This window comes from Serratia sp. CY29653 (assembly GCF_052169255.1).
Classification (GTDB): Bacteria; Pseudomonadota; Gammaproteobacteria; order Enterobacterales; family Enterobacteriaceae; genus Serratia; species Serratia sarumanii.
Window position 1 is genome coordinate 435,396 of the sequence record NZ_JBJNLC010000002.1, and the last position, 24,390, is coordinate 459,785.

Annotated in this window: 19 protein-coding genes and 1 riboswitch; of the genes, 5 read left to right on the plus strand and 14 right to left on the minus strand. The window is 62.2% G+C overall.

Translation table 11 applies throughout. The features are described from left to right. Nucleotides 1-31 precede the first annotated feature (31 nt). Nucleotides 32-853 carry a co-chaperone DjlA gene (djlA, locus tag ACJ8HN_RS15600; protein ID WP_033637079.1) on the plus strand — a complete coding sequence of 274 codons (822 nt, stop codon included), beginning with the start codon at nucleotides 32-34 and terminating at the stop codon, nucleotides 851-853. Nucleotides 854-995: 142 nt separating this feature from the next. Here the strand turns inward: djlA and rluA are convergent, their stop codons facing one another. From rluA to ACJ8HN_RS15615, 3 genes are all read right to left on the minus strand, one after another. Then, nucleotides 996-1,646 (minus strand): bifunctional tRNA pseudouridine(32) synthase/23S rRNA pseudouridine(746) synthase RluA, encoded by a 651-nt coding sequence (gene rluA / locus ACJ8HN_RS15605; protein ID WP_033637080.1) that lies wholly within the window; start codon nucleotides 1,644-1,646, stop codon nucleotides 996-998. A gap of 57 nt (nucleotides 1,647-1,703) precedes the next feature. Next, a complete protein-coding gene (rapA, locus tag ACJ8HN_RS15610) occupies nucleotides 1,704-4,610 on the minus strand; it encodes an RNA polymerase-associated protein RapA (RefSeq protein ID WP_033637081.1) in 2,907 nt (968 codons plus the stop codon). Between the two features lie 246 nt (nucleotides 4,611-4,856). Beyond that, the gene (locus ACJ8HN_RS15615) at nucleotides 4,857-7,223 is read right to left on the minus strand and encodes a DNA polymerase II (RefSeq protein ID WP_103829924.1); all 2,367 of its coding nucleotides are present in this window, start codon (nucleotides 7,221-7,223) and stop codon (nucleotides 4,857-4,859) included. A gap of 214 nt (nucleotides 7,224-7,437) precedes the next feature. On the opposite strand from ACJ8HN_RS15615, the gene ACJ8HN_RS15620 reads away from it, so the two are divergent. Then, nucleotides 7,438-8,208 carry a DedA family protein gene (locus tag ACJ8HN_RS15620; protein ID WP_033637083.1) on the plus strand — a complete coding sequence of 257 codons (771 nt, stop codon included), beginning with the start codon at nucleotides 7,438-7,440 and terminating at the stop codon, nucleotides 8,206-8,208. A 26-nt stretch (nucleotides 8,209-8,234) separates the two neighbouring features. On the opposite strand, the gene ilvN is transcribed toward ACJ8HN_RS15620, so the two are convergent. The 7 genes from ilvN to sgrR form a co-directional block, all read right to left on the minus strand. After that, entirely contained in the window at nucleotides 8,235-8,528 is a 294-nt protein-coding gene (ilvN, locus tag ACJ8HN_RS15625; protein WP_016929110.1) for an acetolactate synthase small subunit, read from the minus strand. A 3-nt stretch (nucleotides 8,529-8,531) separates the two neighbouring features. Next, a complete protein-coding gene (ilvB, locus tag ACJ8HN_RS15630) occupies nucleotides 8,532-10,226 on the minus strand; it encodes an acetolactate synthase large subunit (RefSeq protein WP_197668582.1) in 1,695 nt (564 codons plus the stop codon). Nucleotides 10,227-10,337: 111 nt separating this feature from the next. Beyond that, complete coding sequence (gene ivbL, locus ACJ8HN_RS15635; protein ID WP_154747116.1) at nucleotides 10,338-10,451, minus strand: ilvB operon leader peptide IvbL; 114 nt, start codon at nucleotides 10,449-10,451, stop codon at nucleotides 10,338-10,340. Between the two features lie 87 nt (nucleotides 10,452-10,538). After that, nucleotides 10,539-11,243, minus strand: a complete 705-nt coding sequence (gene thiQ, locus ACJ8HN_RS15640) for a thiamine ABC transporter ATP-binding protein ThiQ (RefSeq protein WP_025301552.1) — start codon at nucleotides 11,241-11,243, stop codon at nucleotides 10,539-10,541. Further along, nucleotides 11,230-12,837, minus strand: a complete 1,608-nt coding sequence (gene thiP, locus ACJ8HN_RS15645) for a thiamine/thiamine pyrophosphate ABC transporter permease ThiP (RefSeq protein ID WP_442523676.1) — start codon at nucleotides 12,835-12,837, stop codon at nucleotides 11,230-11,232. The genes thiQ and thiP overlap by 14 nt, the downstream gene beginning before the upstream one ends. Further along, a complete protein-coding gene (gene thiB / locus ACJ8HN_RS15650; RefSeq protein ID WP_442523677.1) occupies nucleotides 12,813-13,799 on the minus strand; it encodes a thiamine ABC transporter substrate binding subunit in 987 nt (328 codons plus the stop codon). The genes thiP and thiB overlap by 25 nt, the downstream gene beginning before the upstream one ends. Before the next feature lie 57 nt (nucleotides 13,800-13,856). Further along, nucleotides 13,857-13,975: riboswitch (TPP riboswitch) on the minus strand. A 37-nt stretch (nucleotides 13,976-14,012) separates the two neighbouring features. After that, nucleotides 14,013-15,674, minus strand: coding sequence for an HTH-type transcriptional regulator SgrR (gene sgrR / locus ACJ8HN_RS15655; protein ID WP_041033242.1), 1,662 nt, complete (start codon nucleotides 15,672-15,674; stop codon nucleotides 14,013-14,015). An 88-nt stretch (nucleotides 15,675-15,762) separates the two neighbouring features. Between sgrR and sgrT the strand changes: the two genes are divergently transcribed. The 3 genes from sgrT (at nucleotide 15,763) to ACJ8HN_RS15670 (ending at nucleotide 18,907) form a co-directional block, all read left to right on the plus strand. Next, nucleotides 15,763-15,939 carry a glucose uptake inhibitor SgrT gene (sgrT, locus tag ACJ8HN_RS15660; RefSeq protein ID WP_170310358.1) on the plus strand — a complete coding sequence of 59 codons (177 nt, stop codon included), beginning with the start codon at nucleotides 15,763-15,765 and terminating at the stop codon, nucleotides 15,937-15,939. A 154-nt stretch (nucleotides 15,940-16,093) separates the two neighbouring features. Continuing rightward, nucleotides 16,094-17,290, plus strand: coding sequence for an MFS transporter (locus ACJ8HN_RS15665; RefSeq protein ID WP_442523678.1), 1,197 nt, complete (start codon nucleotides 16,094-16,096; stop codon nucleotides 17,288-17,290). Nucleotides 17,291-17,434: 144 nt separating this feature from the next. Continuing rightward, nucleotides 17,435-18,907, plus strand: a complete 1,473-nt coding sequence (locus tag ACJ8HN_RS15670; protein WP_033649188.1) for a DASS family sodium-coupled anion symporter — start codon at nucleotides 17,435-17,437, stop codon at nucleotides 18,905-18,907. Between the two features lie 38 nt (nucleotides 18,908-18,945). On the opposite strand, the gene leuD is transcribed toward ACJ8HN_RS15670, so the two are convergent. From leuD to leuA, 4 genes are read right to left on the minus strand one after another with little or no spacing between them, the layout of a single operon-like run. Further along, entirely contained in the window at nucleotides 18,946-19,548 is a 603-nt protein-coding gene (gene leuD, locus ACJ8HN_RS15675) for a 3-isopropylmalate dehydratase small subunit (protein ID WP_025159634.1), read from the minus strand. A 9-nt stretch (nucleotides 19,549-19,557) separates the two neighbouring features. Continuing rightward, nucleotides 19,558-20,958 carry a 3-isopropylmalate dehydratase large subunit gene (gene leuC, locus ACJ8HN_RS15680; RefSeq protein ID WP_442523679.1) on the minus strand — a complete coding sequence of 467 codons (1,401 nt, stop codon included), beginning with the start codon at nucleotides 20,956-20,958 and terminating at the stop codon, nucleotides 19,558-19,560. Nucleotide 20,959: 1 nt separating this feature from the next. Beyond that, a complete protein-coding gene (leuB, locus tag ACJ8HN_RS15685; RefSeq protein ID WP_033649192.1) occupies nucleotides 20,960-22,051 on the minus strand; it encodes a 3-isopropylmalate dehydrogenase in 1,092 nt (363 codons plus the stop codon). A gap of 2 nt (nucleotides 22,052-22,053) precedes the next feature. Continuing rightward, on the minus strand, nucleotides 22,054-23,628 hold the full coding sequence (gene leuA, locus ACJ8HN_RS15690) for a 2-isopropylmalate synthase (RefSeq protein WP_004932820.1): 1,575 nt from the start codon (nucleotides 23,626-23,628) through the stop codon (nucleotides 22,054-22,056). Nucleotides 23,629-24,390: the final 762 nt, after the last annotated feature.

Consider the following 24,390-nt stretch of genomic DNA (forward strand, 5'->3'; position numbering starts at 1 on the left):
GGCGGCTTTCGGCATGATAATTGAGGAGTATATGCAGTATTGGGGAAAACTGCTCGGCGTCATCGTCGCCATTTGGTCTGGCGCGGGATTCTGGGGTGTAGTTCTGGGGCTGATTATCGGTCATATGATCGATACGGCGCGCAGCAATAAGCGCAGCCGGGGTTTCTTCACCGACCAGCAAACGCGGCAAACGCTGTTTTTCCGCACCACTTTTCAGGTGATGGGCCACCTGACCAAATCCAAAGGACGCGTTACCGAGGCAGATATCCAGATCGCCAGCCTGTTCATGGATCGCCTGCAGCTGCACGGCGAAGCGCGCACCGCGGCGCAGCAGGCGTTCCGCGAGGGGAAACAGAGCCAGTTCCCGCTGCGTGAGACGCTGCAGCAGTTCCGCAGCATTTGTTTTGGCCGCTTCGATTTGATTCGGATGTTTCTGGAAATTCAGATTCAGGCGGCGTTCGCCGACGGCTCGCTGCACCCGAATGAACGCCAGGTGCTGTATGTCATCGCCGAAGAGCTGGGCATTTCGCATGCGCAGTTCGATCAGTTTCTCAGCATGATGGAGGGCGGGCGTCAGTTCGGCGGCGGTCAGCAGGGCGGGTATTCGCAGGGCGGCTATCAGCAGGCTCAGCGCGGCCCGACGCTCGACGATGCGTGCAAGGTGCTCGGCGTGCGCAGCAGCGACGATGCCGCCACCATCAAACGCGCCTACCGCAAATTGATGAGCGAACACCATCCGGATAAGCTGGTGGCGAAGGGCTTGCCGCCGCAGATGATGGAAATGGCCAAGCAGAAAGCGCAGGAAATTCAGGCGGCGTACGATCTGATCAAACGCGAGAAAGGCTTCAAATAACGATACCCGTCATACTTCGAGCTGCAGGTGTGTTGGCTGCCTGCGCTTACCCCGGTCACGTACTTTTTGTACGCTCCCGGGGCTGCGCTTAGTTGCCGCCTTCCTGCAACTCGAATTATTTAGGGTATCCCTGAGATTAGCCTCAGAAATCCGGTTCGGCGCGAAAGTGCATCGGCGTCTGGAAGGCGGGGTGGGTGATGCGCAACTCTTGCGCATGCAGCTGCAGCCGCGGCGCCATCGCCTTGGCCTCCGGCGGGGCGTAGAAACCGTCGCCGAGGATCGGATGCCCCAGCGCCAGCATGTGAACCCGCAGCTGGTGCGAGCGGCCGGTGATCGGCGTCAGCTTTACGCGCGTGCTGCCGTCGGCGTCGCGCGACAGCACCTGATACTCCGTCTGCGCCGCTTTGCCGGTGTCAAAACACACCTTTTGCAGCGGCCGGTTCGGCCAGTCGCAGATCAGCGGCAAGTCCACCAACCCTTCGTCATGCGCCATATGCCCCCAAACGCGGGCGATATAGGATTTCTTCGGTTCGCGTTCGCGGAACTGACGCTTCAGCTCGCGCTCGGCGGCCTTGTTGAGCGCCACCACGATCACCCCGCTGGTGGCCATGTCCAGCCGGTGCACCGATTCGGCGGCCGGATGATCGGCCTGAATGCGGGTCATCAGGCTGTCTTTGTTTTCCGGCGCGCGGCCGGGCACCGACAGCAAGCCGCTGGGCTTGTTGACCACCATGATGTGTTCATCCTGATACAGGATGTGCAGCGGGTCCTGCGGGGGATTGTAGGGTTCCATCTTGGCTCCGCGAAAAGGGCCGAACGGGGAGGCGGTTGCCGCCCCGCGTCGCGCCGGTTACTGGTGGGTGACCACCACCAGACGAATGGCGTCGAGACGCCAGCCGGCTTCATTAAGGTTGGCCAGCACCTGACGGCGGTTGAACTCCAGCGCTTCGACTTCGTCGTCGCGGATGTTCGGGTTGACCGCCTTCAGCGCTTCCAGACGCGCCAGCTCGGCGCTCAGCTTGTCGTCCGCTTCTTGCTTCGCCTGTTCGATAAGCGTGCGCGCCTGCGCTTCCACCAGGCTTTCCGCCTGCTGCAGCATGGCGTGCACGTCTTGCTGCACGGCGTTGACCAGCTTGCTGGAGGTGTGGCGGTTGACCGCGTTCAGCTGGCGGTTGAAGCTTTCGAACTCGACCTGCGCCGCCAGATTGGTGCCCTTGCGATCCATCAGCATGCGGATCGGCGTCGGCGGCAGGAAGCGGGTCAGCTGCAGGTGCTTCGGCGCCTGAGCCTCCACCACGTACACCAGCTCAACCAACAGGGTGCCGACCGGCAACGCTTTGTTTTTCAACAGGGACACCGCGCAGCTGCCGGTATCGCCGGACAGGATCAGATCCAGGCCGTTGCGGATGATCGGGTGCTCCCAACTGACGAACTGCGCGTCTTCGCGCGACAGCGCCCGATCGCGATCGAAGGTGACGGTGCAGCCGTCCTGCGGCAGGCCCGGGAAGTCCGGCACCAGCATATGGTCGGACGGCGTCAGCACGATAAGGTTGTCGCTGCGGTCTTCCTGGTTGATGCCGACGATGTCGAACAGGTTGAGCGCGAAGCCCACCAGATTGACGTCGTTATCCTGCTCGGCGATGGCGGCAGCCAGCGCCTGGGCTTTGTCGCCGCCGTTGGAGTGCATCTCCAGCAGGCGGTCGCGGCCCTGTTCCAGCTGCGCTTTCAACTGATCGTGCTGCTGGCGGCAGGCGTGGATGAATTCGTCAAAACCTTCCTGTTCGGTCGGCGCGGCCAGATAACCGATCAACTGCTCGTAGCAGCTGTCGTAGATGGTGCGGCCGGTCGGGCAGGTGTGTTCGAAGGCATCCAGCCCCTCGTGGAACCAGCGGCCCAGCACCGCCTGCGCGGTGTGCTCCAGGTAAGGCACCATGATTTGGATATCGTGCATCTGGCCGATACGGTCCAGACGGCCGATACGCTGTTCCAGCAGGTCCGGGTTGAACGGCAGATCGAACATCACCAGCTGGCTGGCGAACTGGAAGTTGCGGCCTTCGGAGCCGATCTCGGAACACAGCAGCACCTGCGCGCCTTCCTCTTCGGAGGCGAAGTAGGCGGCGGCGCGGTCGCGCTCGATAATCGACAGCCCTTCGTGGAACACCGCGGCGCGGATCGCTTCACGCTCGCGCAGCACCTGCTCCAGCTGCAGCGCGGTGTCGGCCTTGGCGCAGATCACCAGCACTTTTTCGTTGCGGTTGGCCAGCAGGTAGTCCAGCAGCCACTCGACGCGCGGGTCGAAGTTCCACCAGGTGGCGTTTTCGCCCTCGAATTCCTGGTAGATCTGCTCCGGATACAGCATGTCGCGCGCGCGCGCTTCGACGGACTTCTTGGCGCCCATGATGCCGGACACTTTGATCGCAGTCTGATACTGGGTCGGCAACGGCAGCTTGATCTGGTGCAGGTTGCGGTGCGGGAAGCCCTTCACGCCGTTGCGGGTGTTACGGAACAGCACGCGGCTGGTGCCGTGGCGATCCATCAGCATGGAAACCAGCTCCTGGCGCGCCTGCTCGGCGTTGTCGCCTTCGCTGTTGGCGGCTTTGAGCAGCGGTTCTATGTCCTGCTCGTCGATCAGCTCGCCCAACAGGTTCAATTTGTCGTCGGCCAGGCGTTTACCGCTCAGCAGCAGGGTGACGGCGTCGGCCACCGGGCGGTATTTCTGCTGCTCGGCGACGAACTCGCCGTAGTCGTGGAAACGGTTTGGATCGAGCAGGCGCAGGCGCGCGAAGTGGCTCTGTTGGCCCAGCTGTTCCGGGGTGGCGGTCAGCAGCAGCACGCCGGGGATATGCTCGGCCAACTGCTCGATCACCTGATATTCGCGGCTCGGCGCTTCTTCGCTCCAGGCCAGGTGGTGCGCTTCGTCGACCACCAGCAGATCCCACTGGGCGTCCGCCAGCTCTTCCAGGCGCTGCTTGTTACGGCGTACGAAGTCCAGCGAGCAGATCACCAGCTGTTCGGTTTCGAACGGGTTGCTGCTGTCGAGCTTGGCTTCGGCGTAGCGGCTGTCGTCGAACAGCGAGAAGTAGAGGTTGAAGCGGCGCATCATCTCCACCAGCCACTGGTGCTGCAACGTTTCCGGCACCACGATCAGCACGCGCTCGGCGCGGCCCGCCAGCAGCTGCTGGTGGATGATCATGCCGGCTTCGATGGTTTTGCCGAGGCCGACTTCGTCCGCCAGCAGCACGCGCGGCGCATGGCGCTGGCCGACTTCATGGGCGATGTGCAGCTGGTGCGGGATCAGGCTGGCGCGCATGCCGCGCAGGCCGGCGAACGGCAGGCGATACTGCTCGCTCTGGTACTTGCGCGCGCGAAAACGCAGCGCGAAACGGTCCATGCGGTCAATTTGGCCGGCGAACAGGCGATCCTGCGGCTTGCTGAAGGTCAGCTTGCTGTCCAGTAGGACTTCGCGCATCGCCACACCGCTCTCCTGGGTGTCCTGGCGGGTGCCGATATAGGTCAACAGACCGTTTTCCTCTTTCACCTCTTCCACCTGCAGCTGCCATCCTTCGTGGCTGCTGACGGTATCGCCCGGGTTGAACATCACGCGGGTGATCGGCGAATCGTTTCTGGCATAGAGGCGGTTTTCACCGGTGGCGGGGAAAAGCAGGGTAATCATGCGCGCGTCCAGCGCCACGACGGTGCCCAGTCCTAATTCGCTTTCCGTGTCGCTGATCCAGCGTTGACCAAGAGTAAAAGGCATATATTGTCGGCTCGATTCTTTGTAAGTAAGTCTTGTTACCGGGCGGGAAGGGCCGCGGCACCTGTACTGAACGTCTGCTATCCCGGTTTGTTTTAAATTTGACGGGCAATAGCCGTTCACGCCATGCAGACGTCGCGAGACGGCAGGGCTAAGCGTGGTTCAGTTTTGGGAAGGGCGCTATGGTAATGGAAGGCGGTGCGTTCGTCACCTGCAAAACCGGATGATTTTTCTTAACCTGGCGCAATCTCAAAACAGCCCCATCTGCCCGGTGACCAGCGTGGTGAAATCGTCGTGCAAGAAAGGGAGTATAGCGTCTGCCACCGGTTGCAGCTGGCGTTCGAGGTAATGCTGATAGTCGATGGGCGAATGGCGCGTTTCCAGCGGTTCCGGCCCGGCGACGGTCATCACGTAGCTGATCCAGCCGCCGTTCTGATACTGCAGCGGCCGCCCCTGGCTGCGGTTGTAATCGTCGGCGATGCGCGCGGCGCGGGCGTGCGGCGGCACGTTGCGCTGATAGTCGTCGAGTTTCCTGCGCAGGCGCTTGCGGTACACCAGCTGATCGTCGAAGTCGCCGTTCAGTGTTTTGCCGACGTAGTCGCGCACATAGTCCTGGTAGGGTTGCCGTTTGAAGATGCGCTGATAGAGCTGCTGCTGGAACTGCTGCGCCAGCGGCGTCCAGTCGGTGCGTACTGTTTCCAGGCCTTTGTACACCATCTCTTCCTCGCCGCCGCCGCGCGCGATCAGGCCGGCGTAGCGCTTCTTGCTGCCCTGTTCGGCGCCGCGAATGGTCGGCATCAGGAAGCGCGAATAGTGGGTTTCGAACTCCAGCTCCAGCGCGTTCTCCAGCCCGAACTGCTGCTGCAGATGCTGCTGCCACCAGGCGTTGACCCGCTGCACCAGCGCCCGACCGATCTGCGCCGCCTGCTGCTCATCATGCGGCTGTTTCAGCCACACGAAGGTGGAGTCTGTGTCGCCGTAAATCACCTGATAGCCTTCGGCTTCGATCAGTTCGCGGGTTTGGCGCATGATCTCGTGGCCGCGCAGGGTGATCGACGACGCCAGCCGCGGATCGAAGAAGCGGCAGCCGCTCGATCCCAGCACGCCGTACAGCGCGTTCATGATGATCTTCAGCGCCTGCGACAGGGGCTTGTTGTGCTGGCGCTTGGCGGCCTCGCGCCCTTGCCAGATCTGCTCGACGATTGCCGGCAGGCAGTGTTTGCTGCGCGAGAAGCGGGCGTTGCGAAAGCCGGGCACCGAATCGGCGTCGTTTGGGTGGCGCATGCCTTCCACCAGCCCGACCGGATCGATCAGGAAGGTGCGGATGATCGACGGGTACAGGCTTTTATAGTCCAGCACCAGCACCGAATCGTACAGGCCGGGCCGGGAGTCCATCACGAAGCCGCCGGGGCTGTGTTCCTCCGGCTGTTCGCCGAGGTTGGGGGCGACAAAGCCCAGGCGGTGCATGCGCGGCATATAAAGGTGGCTGAAGGCCGCCACCGATCCGCCGCTGCGATCGGCCGCCAGCCCGGTGACGGTGGCGCGTTCCAGCAGAAAGTTGAGCAGATCGGCCTTGGCGAAGATGCGCGTCACCAGCTCGCAGTCCTTCAGGTTGTAGCGGGCCAGCGCCGGCTTGTCTTCGGCGAAGCGCCGGTCGATCTCCGCCATGCGTTGATAAGGGTTGTCGATCGCCTTGCCTTCACCCAGCAGTTCCTGCGAAACGTACTCCAGGCTGAAGGAGGGAAAGTTCCAGGTGGCGGACTTCAGCGCTTCGATGCCGTCGATGATCAGGCGGCCGGCGGCGGCGGCGAAAAAGTGGTTCTGCTTGAAGCCGTGCTCGCGCCACTCCAGTAGGTTGCCGCCGCGCCCCAGCCGCAGCGGGATCTGGTAGCGTTCGGCGTGCTTTTGCAGCACCCGCAGATCGAACTGCACCAGGTTCCAGCCGATGATGGCGTCGGGATCGTGGCGCTCCAGCCACGCGTTGAGTCGTTCCAGCAGTTGGGGGCGGCTGGCGCAGTATTCCAGATCGAAATCCAGCGGCGCATCGCCGCCGTTGGCCGGCCCCAGCATGTAGACCTGCCGCTGGCCGCAGCCTTCCAGCGCGATGGAGTAAAGCTCGCCGTGGGCGGTGGTTTCGATATCCAGCGACACCAGCCTGAGCGTCGGGCGGTAGTCCGGCGCCGGCTTCATCTGGCCATTGAGCAACGGCCCGCCGCCGTTGGCCTGGCCGTTGAACCACACCGGCGCGGTGATGAAGCGCTCCATCAGATAGCGCTCGGGCGGGCGAATGTCGGCCTCGTAGACCGTAACGCCGCCTTCCCGCAGCAGTTTTTCCAGCTTGATGAGCTGACGGTGCTGGCGGCAGTACAGCCCCAGCATCGGGCGGTGATGAAAATCCGTCAGTGCCAGCGGTTTTAGTTCCACCTGCCGTTCTTCGCGCAGCAGCAGTTCCGCGCGCTGCTTTTGTTCGGCGGGGATAAACGCCACCGAGGTTTGCGGCGGCAAGCGCAGCTGACGCGGGCCCGCGTCGGTCGCCAGCCAAAATTCGACCTCGGTGCCGGCGGGCGTGTCGCGCCAGTGGCGAGTGAGCAGGAAACCCTGTTGCAGTGCTGTCATAACCCCTTCGTCTTCCGCCGGGCGGCGTGCGCGACATTCAGCGAGATGTCGGTTTTGGCGCTAATATAGATAAATTATAGTATGTGTTTTTATACAGTCATTGTCCATCGGCGTTCGGCGCTGCCAAATACGCATACAATTCATCGATTGACTCGCCAGCGGCGGCGCTGGAAAATCCTCGGCCCCGTTTGGCCGAATAATCCGCAGAGGTGTAATGGAAGCCTATTTACAAGATTTGATCACCCAGTCGCTGGCTTTCACCCTGATGGTCGTCCTGCTGGTCGCTTTTCTCGAGTCGCTGGCGCTGGTGGGGCTGCTGCTGCCCGGCACGGTGATGATGGCCAGCATCGGCGCCCTGATCGGCAGCGGCAAGGTGGACTTCTACTACGCCTGGGCGGCGGGGATCGTCGGCTGCCTGCTCGGCGACTGGATCTCTTATTTCGTCGGCCGCGCCTTCAAGGGGCCCTTGCACCGCTGGTCGTTCCTGAAGAAGAACAAAGCGCTGCTCGACAAAACCGAACACGCCTTGCACCAGCACAGCATGGCGACCATTCTGATCGGCCGCTTCGTTGGCCCGACGCGCCCGCTGGTGCCGATGGTGGCCGGCATGCTCGATCTGCCGCCGTACAAGTTTGCCTTGCCGAACATCATCGGTTGCCTGACCTGGCCGCCGGTCTATTTCTTCCCCGGTATCCTGGCGGGCGTGGCGATCGACATTCCCGCCGGCGCCAACAGCGCGATGTTCAAGTGGCTGCTGCTCGCCGCGGCGCTCACGATCTGGCTGGCTGTGTGGCTGAGCTGGCGCTGGTGGCGTGAGGATAAGCGCAGCGCCGATCGGCTGAGCCGTTGGCTGACGCCGCTGCGGCTGCGCGTGGTTTGCGGATTGAGCTGGCTGGCGGCGCTGGCGGTCGGTTATCTGCTGAGCCAGCAGCCCTTGATGCCGGTGTATCGGCACCTGCTGTGGCAGGTGCTGTCCGGGCAATGATTGCGGGGGCGTAAGCCCCCTTCGTATTACTGAAAGAACGCTTCCAGCTGTTCAAATACCCGCACGTCTTCGCTGTGGCGCTTCACCTGCAGCACGTCTTCCAGCTTTTCCACCTGGCTGATCATTTGCTCCAGCCGCTGATCGTCGGCGACCAGTAGCCAAATGCGGCTCTGCTGGCCGTCCTTCAGCGGCAGACACAGAATGCCTTCGACGTTGAACGCGCGGCGAGCGAACAGCCCGCAAACGTGCGACATGACACCGGGATGGTTGCGCACGGCCAGCTCCAGGATCACCTGGGGTTTATCTTGTGGTTGCAGCATGGCTTATTCTCCAATCATGTCGATGTTGGCGGCGCCCGGCGGCACCATCGGGAACACTTTTTCGTTGATATCGATCAGCGCGTGGATCAGGCAGGGCCCCGGGCGTTGGATCGCTTCGGCCAGCGCCGCCTGCGGATCTTCCGCGGCGTTCAAATCGCAGGTATCCAGCCCGAATCCGGCGGCGATCTTCAGGAAGTCGGTGCGCTTCGGATAGGCGGCGGCGAAGATACGCTGCTGGTAGAACAGGGTTTGCTGCTGGTGCACCAGCCCCAGCGCCTGGTTGTTCATCAAAATGATTTTCACGTCCAAATCGTGCTCGACCGCGGTGGCCATTTCCTGAATGTTCATCATCAGGCTGCCGTCGCCGGAGAAGCACAGCACTTTACGCTCGGGCTCCGCCAGCGCCGCGCCGATCGCCGCCGGCAGACCGAAGCCCATGGTGCCCAGGCCGCCCGACGTCAGCCACTGGCGCGGCCGGCTCAGCGGATAGGCCTGCGCCACCCACATCTGATGCTGGCCCACGTCGGTGGTGATAATGGCGCTGTCGTCCACGCAGCGCGCGGCGGCCAGCACCAGGCCGTAATGGCTCAGCGGATCGTCGGCGTTCGGCATGTTGAACGGGAACTCGCGCTTCAGGTCGTTGACGGTGCTCAGCCATTCGCTGCGCGGCTGCGTGTCGATCTGCGGCAGCAGCTGTTGCAGCACCTGGCCGACGTCGGCATGGATCGCCACGTTGGCCTGTTTGACCTTGCCCAGCTCGGCGCGATCGATATCCACGTGAATGATGGCGGCGTTAGGGCAGAACTGCTCGGTTTTGCCGATTGCCCGATCGTCGAAGCGCGCGCCCAGCACGATCAGCAGATCGGCCTCCTGCAGAATGAAGTTGGTGCTGCGCGCCGCGTGCATGCCCAACATGCCCAGCGAAAGCGGGTGTTCCACCGGCATCGCCCCCAGCGCCATCAGCGTCATGGTGGTAGGCAGACCGGCGCGTTCGGCCAGTTCCAGCGCCTGCCGGTGAGCCTCGGCGCAGATGATGCCGCCGCCCAGGTAGAGGATCGGGCGTTTCGCCTGGTTGATCATCGCGGCGGCCTGCGCAACCAGCGCCGGATCGAAGCTCGGTGCGGCGTCCGGCACAGCGATCGGCGGCAGCTCTTCCAGGGTGATGGTGGCGGTCTGCACGTCTTTCGGCACATCGATCCAGACCGGGCCGGGGCGGCCGGATTCGGCGATGCGGAACGCGTCGCCGATCACCTGCGGCAGTTCGCGGATATCGCGTACCAGATGGTTGTGCTTGGTGATCGGAATGGAAATGCCGTAGGTGTCCACCTCCTGGAAGGCGTCGGTGCCGATCATTGAGGAGGGCACCTGACCGGTGATGCACACCAGCGGAATGGAGTCGAGCTTGGCGTCGGCGATGGCGGTGACCAGGTTGGTGGCGCCCGGCCCGCTGGAGGCGATGCACACCGCCGCTTTGCCGTTGGCGCGCGCCATGCCCTGCGCCATAAAGCCCGCGCCCTGTTCGTGGCGCGCCAGCACGTGGTGAATGCGGGTGCTTTGGCTCAGCGCGTCATACAGCGGCAGCGCGGCGCCGCCGGGGATGCCGGCGACGGTAGTGATGCCCTGCCGCTCCAGCAGATGAACGATCAATTGTGCGCCGGTAAAGCTGGTGCCCGGCTGAGGCGTGCCCGAAGTTGCCATGTTCCTGTCCTTTCTCAAGGCCGGTGAGCTTTGCTGGGCAGGGTGCTAAAACAAGAAACCCCGCCCGGTTTGCGCCGGCGGGGTTTGGGAATCGATGCGTTGATTCGGACCCTACGGCGCATTGCCGACGACCACCACCACACGCACGACGACCACCGCGGCTGGTAGCGCGGTAACTAGTAGGGTCGAAGTCAGCGAGGATGCGATCACAGGGAACCTTATCATCAGTAAAAAAGTCAGGTTTTTATAAAAACACAGGCGCAAAATTCGCACAACAGGTTTATTGCCGCAGCATAAAAAACGCGCGTCAGATCACGCTTTACCCGAAATGCCCAGCACGCGCGCTTCGGGCGCGCTGCCGTCCAGCAGCGCCTGCGTCGGGCCGTCGTAGTAAATACGGCCATCGACCACCAGCAGCGTGCGCGGGGCGATGCGCGCGGCGTCGTCGAGGTTGTGCGACACCATCAGCAGCGTCAGGTTGCGCTGTTCGCACACCGTCTGCAGCAGCTGCAGCATCTCGTTGCGCAGCGCCGGATCGAGCGCCGAGAAGGGCTCGTCGAGCAGCAGGATCGGCCGTTGGCGAATCAAACAGCGCGCCAGCGCGGCGCGCTGACGCTGGCCGCCGGAAAGCTGCGACGGCAAGCGCTCCAGGTGCTCCTCCAGGCCGACCTGACGGGCGATATGCGCCCGCTGTTGGCGCTGCTGTTCAGTCAAGCGCAGACCGGGATCCAACCCCAGCCCGATGTTCTGCGCTACCGTCAGGTGCGCGAACAGGTTGTTTTCCTGAAACAGCATCGACACCGGCCGTTTGGCCGGCGGCGTGGCGGTGTGGTCTTCGCCGTTCAGCAGCAGCCGGCCGCTGGCCGCCGGCAGAAAACCGGCGATCAGGCTCAGCAGGGTGCTTTTACCGGCGCCGCTGGGGCCGAGCACCGCGACGCGCTCGCCCGGCTGGATGCGCAGATCAAAGCGCATCGGCAGGTGTTCATACAGGTAGGTCAGTTTTTCAAGCGTCAGCATGGCGCCCCGGTAAGCGTTCGATCAGGGTAAACAACAGGAAGCACAACAGCAGCAACAGCAGCGCGGTCACCGCCCCGTCGTTGCTGCGGTAGGCGCCAATCTGCTGATACAGGTAAAAAGGCAGGGTACGGAAATGCTCGTTGCCAAACAAGGCGACTACGCCGAAATCGCCGATCGACAGCACGCAGGCGAAGGCCAGCGCCTGCGCCAGCGGGCGGCGCAGCGCGCGCAGTTCGATCAGCCGCAGCCGTTGCCAGCCGTGGATATCCAGCGACAGGCACAGTGGGTTGTAACGTTCGGCGAGGTCGCGCATCGGGTTCTCCAACACCTTCAGCGCATAGGGCACCGCCATCAGCGCATTGGTGAGGATCACCAGCGCATAGGGTGACTGCGGCAGCCCGATAGTATCGCTCAGCAGCAGGAAGAAGCCGGTGGCCAGCACGATACCCGGCATCGCCAGGATCACCATGCCGCTCAGCTCCAGCGCCTGGCCGCCGCGCAGATGCTGCCGCAGCTTCAGCTCGCGGCTGCTCCACAGCAGCATCATCGTGAGCGTCACGCACAGCAGCCCGGCGCCGAGGGCGATGCGCAGCGACGTGAACAGCGCCTGCCACAGCACCGGCTGGCGCAGCACGCTGACGATAGCCTGATTGGCGCCGTCGGCGATCACCGCCAGCAGAGGCGGCAATAACAGCAACAGCGCGGCGGCGATCAGCAGAAAATCGCCGACGCGCCGCCACAGGCTGTCTTCCGGGTTGCGCCAGCGCTGGGCGTGGGTATGGCCCACCGGCAGCGCCTGGCTCAGCCGCTGGCTGAGCAACATCAGCCCCAGACAACAGCTTAACTGGATCAGCGCCAGCATGGCGGCGCGACCCAGATCGTAGTCGTAACTCAGCGCCTGGTAGATCGCCAGTTCGATGGTGGTGGCCTGCGGCCCGCCGCCCAGCGACAGCACGGTGGCGAAGCTGGCGAAGCACAGCATGAAGATCAACGCGCCGCTCGGCAGGATCTGGCGGCGCAGCGCCGGCCATTCGACGAAGCGGAACTGCTGCCAGCCGTTCATGCCCAGCTGGGCGGCCAGCTGGCGCTGCTCCACCGGAATGTTCTCCAGCGCCTGCAGCAACAGGCGGGTGGCCAGCGGCAGGTTAAAGAACAGGTGCGCCAGCAGAATGCCCTGCAGGCCGTAGGGCGAAAAGCCATACTCGACGCCCAGCCAGCCGCACAGCGCTGCCAGCCAGCCCTGGCGCCCATAGACGCTGAGCAGGCCGAACACCGCCACCAGCACCGGCAGCACCAGCGTCATGGCGCACAGCCGCAGCAGCAGTTGCCGGCCGGGGAAACGGCGGCGATAGAGCGCGCGCGCCAGCAGAACGGCGGGCAGCACCGAAATCAGCGCCGACAGCAGCGCCTGCCAGAAGGTGAATTGCACCACGTGCCACAGGTAGCTGTCCTGCCACAGGCCGCGCCAGTCGCTGCCCGGCGCGTGACGCCACAGCGAGCCCATCGCCAGCGCGGCGACCAGCAGGATCACGCCGGCGGCCAGCAGCCCCGGCCAGAGCCAGCGGGGGATCAGCGGCTGACGGCGGTTTGCCATGCCCGGATCCAGCCGCCGCGTTGTTTGGCCACCTCTTCGGCGCTGTATTGCAGCGCGGTCTGCGGCACGTTCATCTGCTCAAAGCCGACGGGCAGTGGGGTGTTGATCACCGGGTACATCCAGTTGCCGGTCGGGATGGTGTTCTGGAACGCCGGTGTCACCATGAACTGCATGAAGCGCTCCGCCAGCTCAGGCTGTTTGGCGGCCTTCAGCTTGCCCGCCACTTCCACCTGCAGGTAGTGCCCTTCGCTGAACGTGGCGGCGGCGTAGAGATCTTTTTTCTCTTCGATCAGGTGATAGGCGGGAGAGGTGGTGTAGCTGAGCACCAGATCGCCTTCGCCTTTCAGGAACAGGCCGTAGGCTTCGCTCCAGCCTTTGGTGACGGTGACGGTCTTCTTCGCCAACTGCTGCCAGGCGGCCGGCACCTTGTCGCCATACACTTTTTGCATCCACAGCAGCAGGCCGAGGCCCGGCGTGCTGGTGCGCGGATCTTCGTAGATCACTTTCCAGTTGCGATCGCTGCTGACCAGCTCCTGCAGGCTTTTCGGCGGGTTCTTCAGTTTTTCTTTGTTATAGACGAAGGCGAAGTAACCGTAGTCGTAAGGCACGAAGGTCGCGTCCTGCCAGCCGCCCGGCACCGTCAGTTTGGCGGTGTCGACGCCGCTCGGCGCGAACAGGCCGGTTTGCTGCGCCGCCTGCAACAGGTTGTTGTCCAGCCCCAGCACCACGTCGGCGGCGCTGTTCTTGCCTTCCATGCGCAGGCGGTTCAGCAGCGAGACGCCGTCTTCCAGCGCGACGAACTTCAATTCACAGTCGCACTCGGCTTCGAAGGCTTTTTTCACCGCCGGGCCGGGGCCCCAGTCGGCGGCGAAGGAATCGTAGGTGTAAACCGTCAGCATCGGCTTGGCGAACACCGGCGCGGCGCACAGCAGCAATAAGCAGGGCAGATATGTTTTGACCACGTTGCACTCCTGAAAAATAAGGGGGCAAGGGCATCTGAGGGGGCGAGGCGGCGTCGCCGGTTCGCTGGGCTCAAATCCCTCCGCCGGTATTGACCGGATCAGGTTCGACGGGTGTGCTCTCAGCGGAAAATCGGGCTTATCACGCGGCCCGACTTACCGCACCCCGTTGAGACGGCGCTATTGTAAAGATTAACCGACCCGGGCGAAAGGCGCTTATGCCTCCGGCGGGGCAAACCAGGCGGACTTGAAGTCGAACCAGCCGAGGGTGTTCATCCGCACGCCGCGCATGCTGCGCTGGCCGTGCAGCTGTAGCCAGTGGTGGAACAGCGGATGCAGCTGGTGGTTGCTGACCAGACGCTGGCAGAAATCGGCCAGCGGCAAGCGGTTGGCGCGCCACAGCGCCGCGTCCTGCGCCAGATCTTCGTTCATGCAGTGCTGCATCAGCGGCAGTTCGTACAGCGTGGCGAACAGCGAAAACTCCAGCGGCAGATAGAAGTTGGCGCTGCCGAGCCACAGATCGCTGCGCGCGTCGCCCTGGTGCCAGGTGGCGTAATCCACGCTTTGCACAATCAGGCGGATGCCGTGCTGCGCCAGCAGCGGTTCGATCGCCTGGCGAATGGCGTGAAACTCCGAATGCTCATTGAAGTGGGTCATCGTCAGTTCAGTCAGGCCCGCGGGCTTGGGCTGCTGCGCCAGCGTGCGGTTATGGTGCCAGCGCGGCAGCAGGCCGTACGCCGGCGACCAATAGCGCTGGTAGAGCGGCCCGGCGTGGCTCAGCAGCGAAATGGGGTTGATCAATTCGCACAGCCAACTGCGAATGGCGGGATCGGCGGCCAGCGGGGAGCGCTGATCGAACAGCAGGAAATAGCAGCCCTCTTCCAGCCGGCTTTCCAGCTCGCTGTTGCCGGTTTCATCGCCCTGCAGCTGTACGCCGGAGTGCACCAGCTCTTCGGAAAACTCCGGCAGCACCCAGATGTTCACCTCGTCGATCAGCGCCCGGTAGCCGAAATAGTCGTCGAAGGCGTGGATCTTCATCTGGCTGGGATGGTTGCGCACCATGCGGTAGGGGCCGGTGCCGACCGGATGGCGGGCGAAATCAGGCAGTTCGCGCCATTCGCGCGGCAGGATCATGGCCTGCACGCTGCCCAGCAGCCAGGGCAGCCAGTGGTCGGGGCTGCGCAGCTGCACGTCGATCACGAACGGCGTCGGCGAGGTGACGCTCTCGATATGCGAGAACAGCGGTTGCGAGGTCAGACGTGAGAGGGAAGTGATGACGTCCGCCATCTCCAGCTCGCGGCCGTGATGAAAATGGATCGCCGGGCGCAGGTAAAACCGCCAGTGCAGCGGCGTCAGCGCCTGCCAATGGTGGGACAGATCGGACTCGAGTTCCCCGTTTTCCTCATTTATGCGCGTCAGGCCGTTGAAGATCTGGCGCGCCAAATGGGTTTCCGAACGCCGCAGCGCCGAGCCGGGCAGCAGGTTGTACAGCTGCCGGTAGTAGAGTACCCGCAGGATATGTTTCCCCTGGCGGAAGCTGCGCCCCAGCTGCGACAGCAGCATCTGGCGCACCACGTTTTTGTCGCCTACCAGCTGCACCAGCTGATCGATGCGGTCCTGTTCCAACAGCTCCTCGGCCCGCTGTTGCTGCAGCGCCAGGCCGGTGTAGTGGAAGGTTAGCCGCGAACGTTTGCCGCGCCCCGACTCCGCCTGCCAGGTGAGCCAGCCCTCTCGCTGCATGGCGCTCAGCAGGGAGCGCACGTGGCGCCGCGAGCAGCTCAGCACCTCCGCCAGATCCTGCAGCGTGGTGTCGGTGGTTTCACCGTGGCAGCGCTGCCACAGGCGGATGAACTGCTGCTGCAATCGGGACGTGGACATAAAAGAGGAACGCTCCTGCCTCAACTCGTCAATTTTTCTTTCCCTATATTACGCCGATAATTTTCATCAATGAAAGGGGGAGGGCGTAATGATGAAAGCTTTCTTATCCAGACAGTTCTACCAGCGCTATTTCAGCGCGGTGCGCCGCCAGCGCGCAGACTGGCTGAGCGTGGTGCCCGAGCAGGCGCGGTTGGCGATGCTGGCGCACCTGACGCAATGGGACATCAAAGAGATGACCGATAAGCAGTATCGCGAGCACCTGTAGGGGCTCCGGCAACCAATTTCTGAGTAATGGTGCTGTTTCACCAGCCAGTGGGGCGACCCACTGGTTTTTTTATGCGTGGTCATGGCAATGCGCTTGCATTTTTCTCGCCGTGGCCTAAGGTTCTTTTTTCTGCTTTGAGGTCAGGGAAGACGATATGCAACGCCTGAGCCGGTTGTCACAGCGCATCAATCCCATCTTTGCCGCATTCCTGCTGATTGCTTTTCTTTCTGGCATCGCCGGCGCGTTGCTGACGCCGACGCTCAGCCTGTTTCTGACCACCGAGGTCAAGGTGCGGCCGCTGTGGGTCGGGCTGTTTTACACCGCCAACGCGGTGGCCGGCATCGTCGTCAGTTTTCTGCTGGCCAAACGCTCCGATACCCGCGGCGATCGGCGCAGGCTGATCCTGCTGTGCTGCCTGATGGCGGTCGGCAACTGTCTGCTGTTTGCCTTTAACCGCGACTACCTGACGCTGATCACCGCCGGGGTGCTGATGTCCGCCGTTGCCAACACCGCCATGCCGCAGATTTTCGCGCTGGCGCGGGAATACGCCGACAGCGAGGCGCGTGAAGTGGTGATGTTCAGCTCGGTGATGCGCGCCCAGCTTTCGCTGGCGTGGGTGATCGGCCCGCCGCTGTCGTTTGCGCTGGCGCTCAGCTACGGGTTCACCGTGATGTTCCTGATCGCCGCCGCCACCTTCGCGGTCTGCGTGCTGCTGGTAGGATTCATGCTGCCTTCGGTACCGCGCGCGGCGGATGGCGAAGGGTTGCGGGAAGGCGCTTCCGCGCCGATTGCGCCCGCCAGCGCCTGGCGCAATCGCGATGTGCGGCTGCTGTTCATCGCCTCGATGCTGATGTGGACCTGCAATACCTTGTACATCATCGATATGCCGCTGTATATCACCGCCGATCTCGGCCTGCCGGAAGGGCTGGCCGGGGTGCTGATGGGCACCGCCGCCGGGTTGGAGATCCCGGCGATGCTGTTGGCCGGTTATTACGTCCAACGCTTCGGCAAACACAACATGATGCTGCTGGCGGTGGCGGCGGGCCTGCTGTTTTATCTCGGGCTGACGGTGTTGGAGAGCAAGCCGGCCCTGATCGCGCTGCAGTTGCTCAACGCGGTGTTTATCGGCATCGTCGCCGGTATCGGCATGCTCTATTTTCAGGATTTGATGCCGGGCCGGCCGGGCGCCGCCACCACGCTGTTCACCAACAGCATCTCTACCGGGGTGATCCTGGCCGGGGTGCTGCAGGGCGCGCTGGTGGAGAATTTCGGTCATGGCTCGGTGTATTGGATGGCGGCGCTGTTGGCGCTGGCGGCGCTCGGGATGAGCGCCAAAGTGCGTGAAGTGTGAGGTCAAACGACGGCATTCTTGATGCAAGTCATTGAGAAGGCTGAACCGGACGCCCAAGCTGAAGACATATGGCGCGCGATCGTTGCGCCCACGCCCATCTCGCTATTGAGATGCCGCCTTGTCGTTTAGAACAGTGGGAACGTTATGGATAAACTCACACCGCTCAAACCGCTTCCTTCCCTGTGCGCCCTTGCCGCCACGCTGATTATCTGGTTCCTCATTCCCGTGCCGGAGGGCGTCGCGCCTAATGCTTGGCAGCTGCTGGCGCTGTTTATCGGCACCATCATCGCCATCATCGGCAAGGCGATGCCGATCGGCGCAGTCTCGGTGATCGCCATCGCCCTGGTGGCGGTGACCGGCGTCACCAATCCCGGCAAGCCGGGCGCCGCGCTGGACGACGCGCTCAGCGGCTTTTCCAACCAGCTGATCTGGCTGATCGGCTTTTCGATCATGATCTCCCTCAGCCTGAATAAAACCGGGCTGGGCGCGCGCATCGGCTATTACTTTATTTCGCTGTTCGGCAAAAAAACGCTGGGCATCGCCTATGCGCTGACGCTGGCGGAAACCACGCTGGCGCCGGTGACGCCGAGCAACACCGCGCGCGGCGGGGGTATCATTCACCCGATCATGAAGTCGATCGCCGACAGCTTCGGCTCCAAACCCGAGCTCAATACCTCCGGCAAAATCGGCCGCTACCTGTCGCTGGTGAACTACAACATCAACCCGGTCACTTCGGCGATGTTTATCACCGCTACCGCGCCTAACCCGCTGATTGTCAGCCTGATCGCCAAAGGCACACACGGCAGCTTCGAGCTGTCCTGGTCGATGTGGGCAGTCGCCGCTCTGGTGCCGGGGCTGTGCTCGCTGATCGTGATGCCGCTGGTCATCTATCTGCTGTATCCGCCGGAGGTGAAAAGTACCCCGGACGCGCCGCGCTTCGCGCGCGAAAAACTGCAGGCGCTGGGGCCGGTAACGCTGCCGGAGAAAATCACCCTCGGGGTGTTCGCGCTGTTGCTGGTGCTGTGGGCCGGCATTCCGGCGATGATCTTCGGCCCGGCGCTGGCGGTCAATCCCACCACCGCGGCGCTGATCGGCCTGGCGGTGCTGCTGGCCACCGGGGTGCTGAGCTGGGAGGATGTGCTCAAGCATAAAGGTGCCTGGGACACCGTGGTGTGGTTCTCGGCGCTGGTGATGATGGCCAGCTTCCTCGGCAAGCTGGGGCTGATCGGCTGGCTGTCGCAAACCGTGGGCAACGGCATCGACCATATGGGCATGAGCTGGGTGGGCGGCACGATCTTGCTGACCCTCATCTATTTGTATTCGCACTATTTCTTCGCCAGCACCACCGCGCACGTGACGGCGATGTTCGCCGCTTTCTTCGCCGCCGGCATCGCGCTCGGCGCGCCACCGGCGCTGCTGGGCCTGATCCTGGCGTTCTCTTCCTCGCTGATGATGTCGCTGACGCATTACGGCACCGGCACCGCGCCGATCGTCTTCGGCTCCGGCTACGTGACGCTGGGGGAATGGTGGAAAGCGGGATGGGTGATGAGCGTGGTTAACTTGCTGATCTGGATAGTGATCGGCGGAGCATGGTGGAAGCTGCTGGGCTACTGGTGAGGAAAAAAACTCACCCGCCGGGCGGCGGGTGAAGGGGATTAATTCAAAAACGCCGGCTGCTGCGCTTCGTAGCGGGAGATGTCCGCTTCGTGCTGCAGCGTCAGGCCGATGCTGTCCAGCCCGTTGATCATGCAGTGGCGGCGGAAGCTGTCGATTTCGAACGGATAGCTTTTGCCGCCGGCGTTGACCGTCTGGTTCTCCAGATCCACCACGAACTCCGTTCCCTCGTTGGCGTCCACCAGCTTGAACAGCTCATCCACCTGCTGTTCGCTCAGCGTCACCGGCAACAGCTGGTTGTTGAACGAGTTGCCGTAAAAGATATCGGCGAAGCTCGGCGCGATCACCACTTTGAATCCGTAATCGGTCAGCGCCCAGGGCGCGTGTTCGCGCGAGGAGCCGCAGCCGAAGTTCTCGCGCGCCAACAGGATGCTGGCGCCTTTATAGCGCGGTTTGTTCAGCACGAATTCCGGGTTCGGCTGCTGGCCGGCGTCGTCGAGGAAACGCCAGTCGTTGAACAGGTGCTGGCCGAAGCCGGTGCGGGTGACCTTCTGTAAAAACTGTTTGGGAATAATGGCGTCGGTGTCGACGTTGGCCGCATCCAAAGGCACCACTAAGCCGGTATGTTGAGTAAATTTAGCCACGTTAGCCCCTTAGTGAATATCACGGATGTCGGCGAAGTGACCGGCAACGGCGGCCGCGGCGGCCATCGCCGGGCTGACCAGGTGGGTGCGCCCACCGCGGCCCTGACGCCCTTCGAAGTTACGGTTGCTGGTGGACGCGCAGCGCTCGCCCGGATTCAGGCGATCGTTGTTCATCGCCAGACACATCGAGCAGCCCGGCAAACGCCATTCGAAACCGGCTTCGATAAAGATTTTGTCCAACCCTTCGGCTTCCGCCTGGGCCTTCACCGGGCCGGAGCCCGGCACCACGATGGCCTGCACGCCGCTGGCGACCTTGCGCCCCTTGGCGATCGCCGCCGCCGCGCGCAGATCTTCGATACGCGAGTTGGTGCAGGAGCCGATGAACACTTTGTCGATCGGCACGTCGGTCAATTTGATGCCCGGTTTCAAGTCCATGTAGGCCAAGGCTTTTTCCGCGGAGGCGCGCTCGACCGGATCGCTGAACGATTCCGGCGCCGGGATCGCCTGATTGACGGCGATCACCTGGCCGGGGTTGGTGCCCCAGGTGACCTGCGGCGCGATCTCTTCGGCGCGCAGCGTCACCACGGTATCGAATTGGGCGTCGGCATCGGACTTCAGCGTGCGCCAATAGGCGACCGCCTGCTCCCAGTTTTCTCCGGTTGGCGCGAACTGACGCCCCTTCAGGTAGGCGAAGGTGGTGTCGTCCGGCGCGACCAACCCGGCCTTGGCGCCCATTTCGATCGCCATGTTGCACAGGGTCATGCGGCCTTCCATGCTCAACGCTTCGATCGCCTTGCCGCAGAACTCCACCACGTGGCCGGTGCCGCCGGCGCTGCCGGTTTTGCCGATCACCGCCAGCACGATGTCTTTGGCGGTAATACCCTCGGCGGCGTCGCCGGTGACTTCAATCTTCATGGTCTTGGCGCGGCCCTGCTTCAGGGTCTGGGTCGCCAGCACGTGTTCCACTTCGGAGGTGCCGATGCCGAACGCCAGCGAGCCGAAAGCGCCGTGGGTGGCGGTGTGCGAGTCGCCGCAAACGATGGTCATGCCCGGCAGCGTCATGCCTTGCTCAGGCCCGATCACGTGCACGATGCCCTGGAACGGGTGGTTCAGATCATACAGCGAAACGCCGAATTCCGCGCAGTTCTTGATCAGCTCCTGCATCTGGATGCGCGCCATCTCGCCGCTGGCGTTGATGTCTTTGGTCTGGGTCGACACGTTGTGATCCATGGTGGCGAAGGTTTTGCCGGGCTGGCGCACCCTGCGGCCCATGGCACGCAGGCCGTCGAACGCCTGCGGCGAAGTGACTTCGTGCACCAGGTGACGGTCGATATACAGCAACGGCGTTTCGTTCGGCGCTTCATGCACCACGTGGGCGTCGTACAGCTTCTGGTATAAGGTCTTGGCCATGTTATGCCCCCTGAGCTACAAAGCGAGCGATGATGTCGCCCATTTCATCGGTGCTGACGGCTTTGCCGTCACCGGCCAGATCGGCGGTGCGGTAGCCCTGTTCCAACGCCTGGTTGATGGCGCGCTCCACGGCGTCGGCCGCTTCATCGGCGCCCAGGCTGTAACGCAGCAGCAGGGTGGCGGACAGGATCTGCGCAATCGGGTTGGCAATGCCTTTGCCGGCAATATCCGGCGCGGAACCGCCCGCCGGTTCGTACAGGCCGAAGCCTTGCTCGTTCAGGCTGGCGGACGGCAACATGCCCATCGAGCCGGTGATCATCGCGCATTCGTCGGACAGAATGTCGCCGAACAGGTTGGAGCACAGCAGCACGTCGAACTGGGACGGATCCTTGATCAGCTGCATGGTAGCGTTGTCGATATACATGTGCGACAGCGACACGTCCGGGTAATCCTTGGCGACCTGATTGACCACTTCACGCCACAGGATGGAGCTTTGCAGCACGTTGGCCTTGTCGATCGACGTCACCTTGTGGCGGCGCTTGCGGGCGGATTCGAAGGCGATGCGCGCGATGCGTTCAATCTCGAAACGGTGATACACCTCGGTATCGAAAGCGCGCTCCTGCATGCCCTGGCCTTCGCGGCCCTTCGGCTGGCCGAAGTAGATGCCGCCGGTCAGTTCGCGCACGCACAGAATGTCGAAGCCGCGGGCGGCGATGTCGGCGCGCAGCGGGCAGAATGCCTCCAGCCCTTGATACAGGCGTGCCGGGCGCAGGTTGCTGAACAGCTTGAAGTGCTTGCGCAGCGGCAACAGCGCGCCGCGTTCCGGCTGCTCGGCCGGCGGCAGGTGTTCCCATTTCGGGCCACCTACCGAACCGAACAGGATGGCGTCGGCCTGCTCGCAGCCGGCGACGGTCGCCGGCGGCAGCGGGCTGCCGTGGCGATCGATGGCGATGCCGCCGACGTCGTATTCGGCAGTGGTGATGCGAATGTCAAAGCGTTGACGCACCGCGTCCAACACTTTGCGCGCCTGAGCCATTACTTCCGGGCCGATGCCGTCTCCGGGCAAGACGGCAATGTGATAAGTCTTCGTCATGTTCACACCGTTTCCTGATTATTTTGATGTTTGTTTTGCTGCAGGCGCTGCTTTTCTTTTTCTACCTGCTGTGAGCGCCAAATATTGTTCAACACGTGCACCATCGCCTTGGCGGAGGATTCGACGATGTCGGTCGCCAGACCCACGCCGTGGAAGCGGCGGCCGTTGTATGAGACCACGATATCCACCTGACCCAGCGCGTCGCGGCCATGGCCCTTGGCGGTCAACTGGTACTTCACCAGCTCGATCGGGTAGTCGGTGATGCGATTGATCGCCTGATAAACCGCATCGACCGGGCCATTGCCGGTGGCGGCCTCGGCTTTCTCTTCGCCGCCGCAGATCAGTTTCACCGAGGCGGTGGCCATGATGCTGCTGCCGGACTGCACGCTGAAGTAGCCCAGGCTGAAGTGCTCCGGCTCTTCCTGCTGTTTGTTGATGAAGGCCAGCGCCTCCAGGTCATAGTCGAACACCTGGCCCTTTTTGTCGGCCAGCTTCAGGAAGGCGGCGTACAGGGTATCCAGGTTATAGTCCTGCTCCTGGTAGCCCATCTCTTCCATGCGGTGTTTCACCGCCGCCCGGCCGGAACGGGAGGTCAGGTTCAACTGCACGTCCTTCAGGCCGATCGACTGCGGGGTCATGATTTCGTAGTTTTCGCGGTTCTTCAGCACGCCGTCCTGGTGAATGCCGGAGGAGTGGGCGAAGGCGTTGGAGCCGACGATCGCCTTGTTGGCCGGGATCGGCATGTTGCACAGCTGGCTGACGATCTGGCTGGTGCGGAAGATTTCCTGATGATTGATGTTGGTGTGCACGTTCATGATGTCCTGGCGCACCTTAATCGCCATGATCACCTCTTCCAGCGAACAGTTGCCGGCGCGCTCACCGATGCCGTTCAGGGTGCCTTCCACCTGACGGGCGCCGGCCTGAACCGCGGCGATGGAGTTGCCGACCGCCATGCCCAAATCGTCGTGGCAGTGCACGGAAATGATGGCTTTGTCGATGTTCGGCACGCGGTCATACAAGGTGGTGATGATGCCGCCGAACTGGTTCGGCGTGGTGTAACCGACGGTGTCCGGAATATTGATGGTGGTGGCGCCGGCGTTGATGGCGGCTTCGACCACGCGGCACAGATTGTCGATCGGCGTGCGGCCGGCGTCTTCACAGGAGAATTCTACGTCGTCGGTGTAGTTGCGGGCGCGTTTGACCGAGCGCACCGCCATCTCCAACACTTCGTCGAACGAGCGCTTCAGTTTCGATTCGATGTGCAGGGTTGAGGTGGCCAGGAATACGTGGATGCGGAATGCTTCGGCGACGCGCAACGCTTCGGCGGCCACGTCGATGTCTTTGTCCACACAGCGGGCCAGGCCGCAGACGCGGCTGTTCTTGATCTGGCGCGCGATGGTTTGCACCGACTCGAAGTCGCCCGGCGAAGAGACCGGGAAACCGACCTCCATCACGTCGACGCCCATTCTTTCCAGCGCCAGCGCAATCTGAATCTTCTCTTTTACGCTCAGGCTGGCCTGCAACGCCTGTTCGCCATCACGCAGCGTGGTATCGAAAATAATGACTTGTTGGCTCATCGGTGCATTCCTTATCGTGTTGATTTCACGCTAAGCGGGCAAAAAAAAAACCCGCGCAGTAGCGCGGGTTTCTTATGGGTGATCGGCTGAGTCAGCTCCGAACTTCGTCCACAGGCATACCGCGCAAACAAGATGCGTTGAGTAGTAGGCCTAGTAGACGATGAGTACGGATCATAAGGGTTCAGCTTCTCTTAAATTGGGTGTCTGCCTAATTTGATACGTGATTGGCCTGGCGATGTCAACACCTGATTGAATGCGGGGACAATGCACCAGCCCATTGGCCAAACAGAGGATCATTCGGCAAAAAAGCGACGCCTTAGAGAAAAAATGGGGCCAGTTTGCGCGCTGCTTAGCATAAACGAATCGAATATATACTGCGCTAATTGCTTCTGGATTTCGTTGCGTTAAGATTTGCGATGAAAAAATAAGAGGGATTAATCACGGGGGGCAACAAAATAACATTTTTTATACAAATGATTTAAATTGAATTCATATGATTAATTGATTATTTTAGTCATAATATAACAAAATAATGTAATTTTACACAAAGTGAGCGGTGTTTTTAGATGGTTTGATTGCTTATGATGTGTTTTTATAGTTTGTCTCATACAGTGCAGCTATGTTGTTTAGTTGTATTAATCATTGTTGATACCTAATTATTAGTACTACCCAGGTGGCATTCTTCCCGCTGACGGGAGAAACTACTGACATGTATTCCATATGCGACTTATATCGTGTCGATAACACGAGGTTTTTTATCGG

What these genes read in the sequence shown, in the direction of transcription:
- djlA (WP_033637079.1), top strand. Translation starts at nt 32, where the DNA reads ATGCAGTATTGGGGAAAACTGCTCGGCGTCATCGTCGCCATTTGGTCT.
- rluA (WP_033637080.1), bottom strand. Translation starts at nt 1,646, where the DNA reads ATGGAACCCTACAATCCCCCGCAGGACCCGCTGCACATCCTGTATCAG.
- rapA (WP_033637081.1), bottom strand. Translation starts at nt 4,610, where the DNA reads ATGCCTTTTACTCTTGGTCAACGCTGGATCAGCGACACGGAAAGCGAA.
- ACJ8HN_RS15615 (WP_103829924.1), bottom strand. Translation starts at nt 7,223, where the DNA reads ATGACAGCACTGCAACAGGGTTTCCTGCTCACTCGCCACTGGCGCGAC.
- ACJ8HN_RS15620 (WP_033637083.1), top strand. Translation starts at nt 7,438, where the DNA reads ATGGAAGCCTATTTACAAGATTTGATCACCCAGTCGCTGGCTTTCACC.
- ilvN (WP_016929110.1), bottom strand. Translation starts at nt 8,528, where the DNA reads ATGCTGCAACCACAAGATAAACCCCAGGTGATCCTGGAGCTGGCCGTG.
- ilvB (WP_197668582.1), bottom strand. Translation starts at nt 10,226, where the DNA reads ATGGCAACTTCGGGCACGCCTCAGCCGGGCACCAGCTTTACCGGCGCA.
- ivbL (WP_154747116.1), bottom strand. Translation starts at nt 10,451, where the DNA reads ATGATAAGGTTCCCTGTGATCGCATCCTCGCTGACTTCGACCCTACTA.
- thiQ (WP_025301552.1), bottom strand. Translation starts at nt 11,243, where the DNA reads ATGCTGACGCTTGAAAAACTGACCTACCTGTATGAACACCTGCCGATG.
- thiP (WP_442523676.1), bottom strand. Translation starts at nt 12,837, where the DNA reads ATGGCAAACCGCCGTCAGCCGCTGATCCCCCGCTGGCTCTGGCCGGGG.
- sgrR (WP_041033242.1), bottom strand. Translation starts at nt 15,674, where the DNA reads ATGTCCACGTCCCGATTGCAGCAGCAGTTCATCCGCCTGTGGCAGCGC.
- sgrT (WP_170310358.1), top strand. Translation starts at nt 15,763, where the DNA reads ATGATGAAAGCTTTCTTATCCAGACAGTTCTACCAGCGCTATTTCAGC.
- ACJ8HN_RS15665 (WP_442523678.1), top strand. Translation starts at nt 16,094, where the DNA reads ATGCAACGCCTGAGCCGGTTGTCACAGCGCATCAATCCCATCTTTGCC.
- ACJ8HN_RS15670 (WP_033649188.1), top strand. Translation starts at nt 17,435, where the DNA reads ATGGATAAACTCACACCGCTCAAACCGCTTCCTTCCCTGTGCGCCCTT.
- leuC (WP_442523679.1), bottom strand. Translation starts at nt 20,958, where the DNA reads ATGGCCAAGACCTTATACCAGAAGCTGTACGACGCCCACGTGGTGCAT.
- leuB (WP_033649192.1), bottom strand. Translation starts at nt 22,051, where the DNA reads ATGACGAAGACTTATCACATTGCCGTCTTGCCCGGAGACGGCATCGGC.
- leuA (WP_004932820.1), bottom strand. Translation starts at nt 23,628, where the DNA reads ATGAGCCAACAAGTCATTATTTTCGATACCACGCTGCGTGATGGCGAA.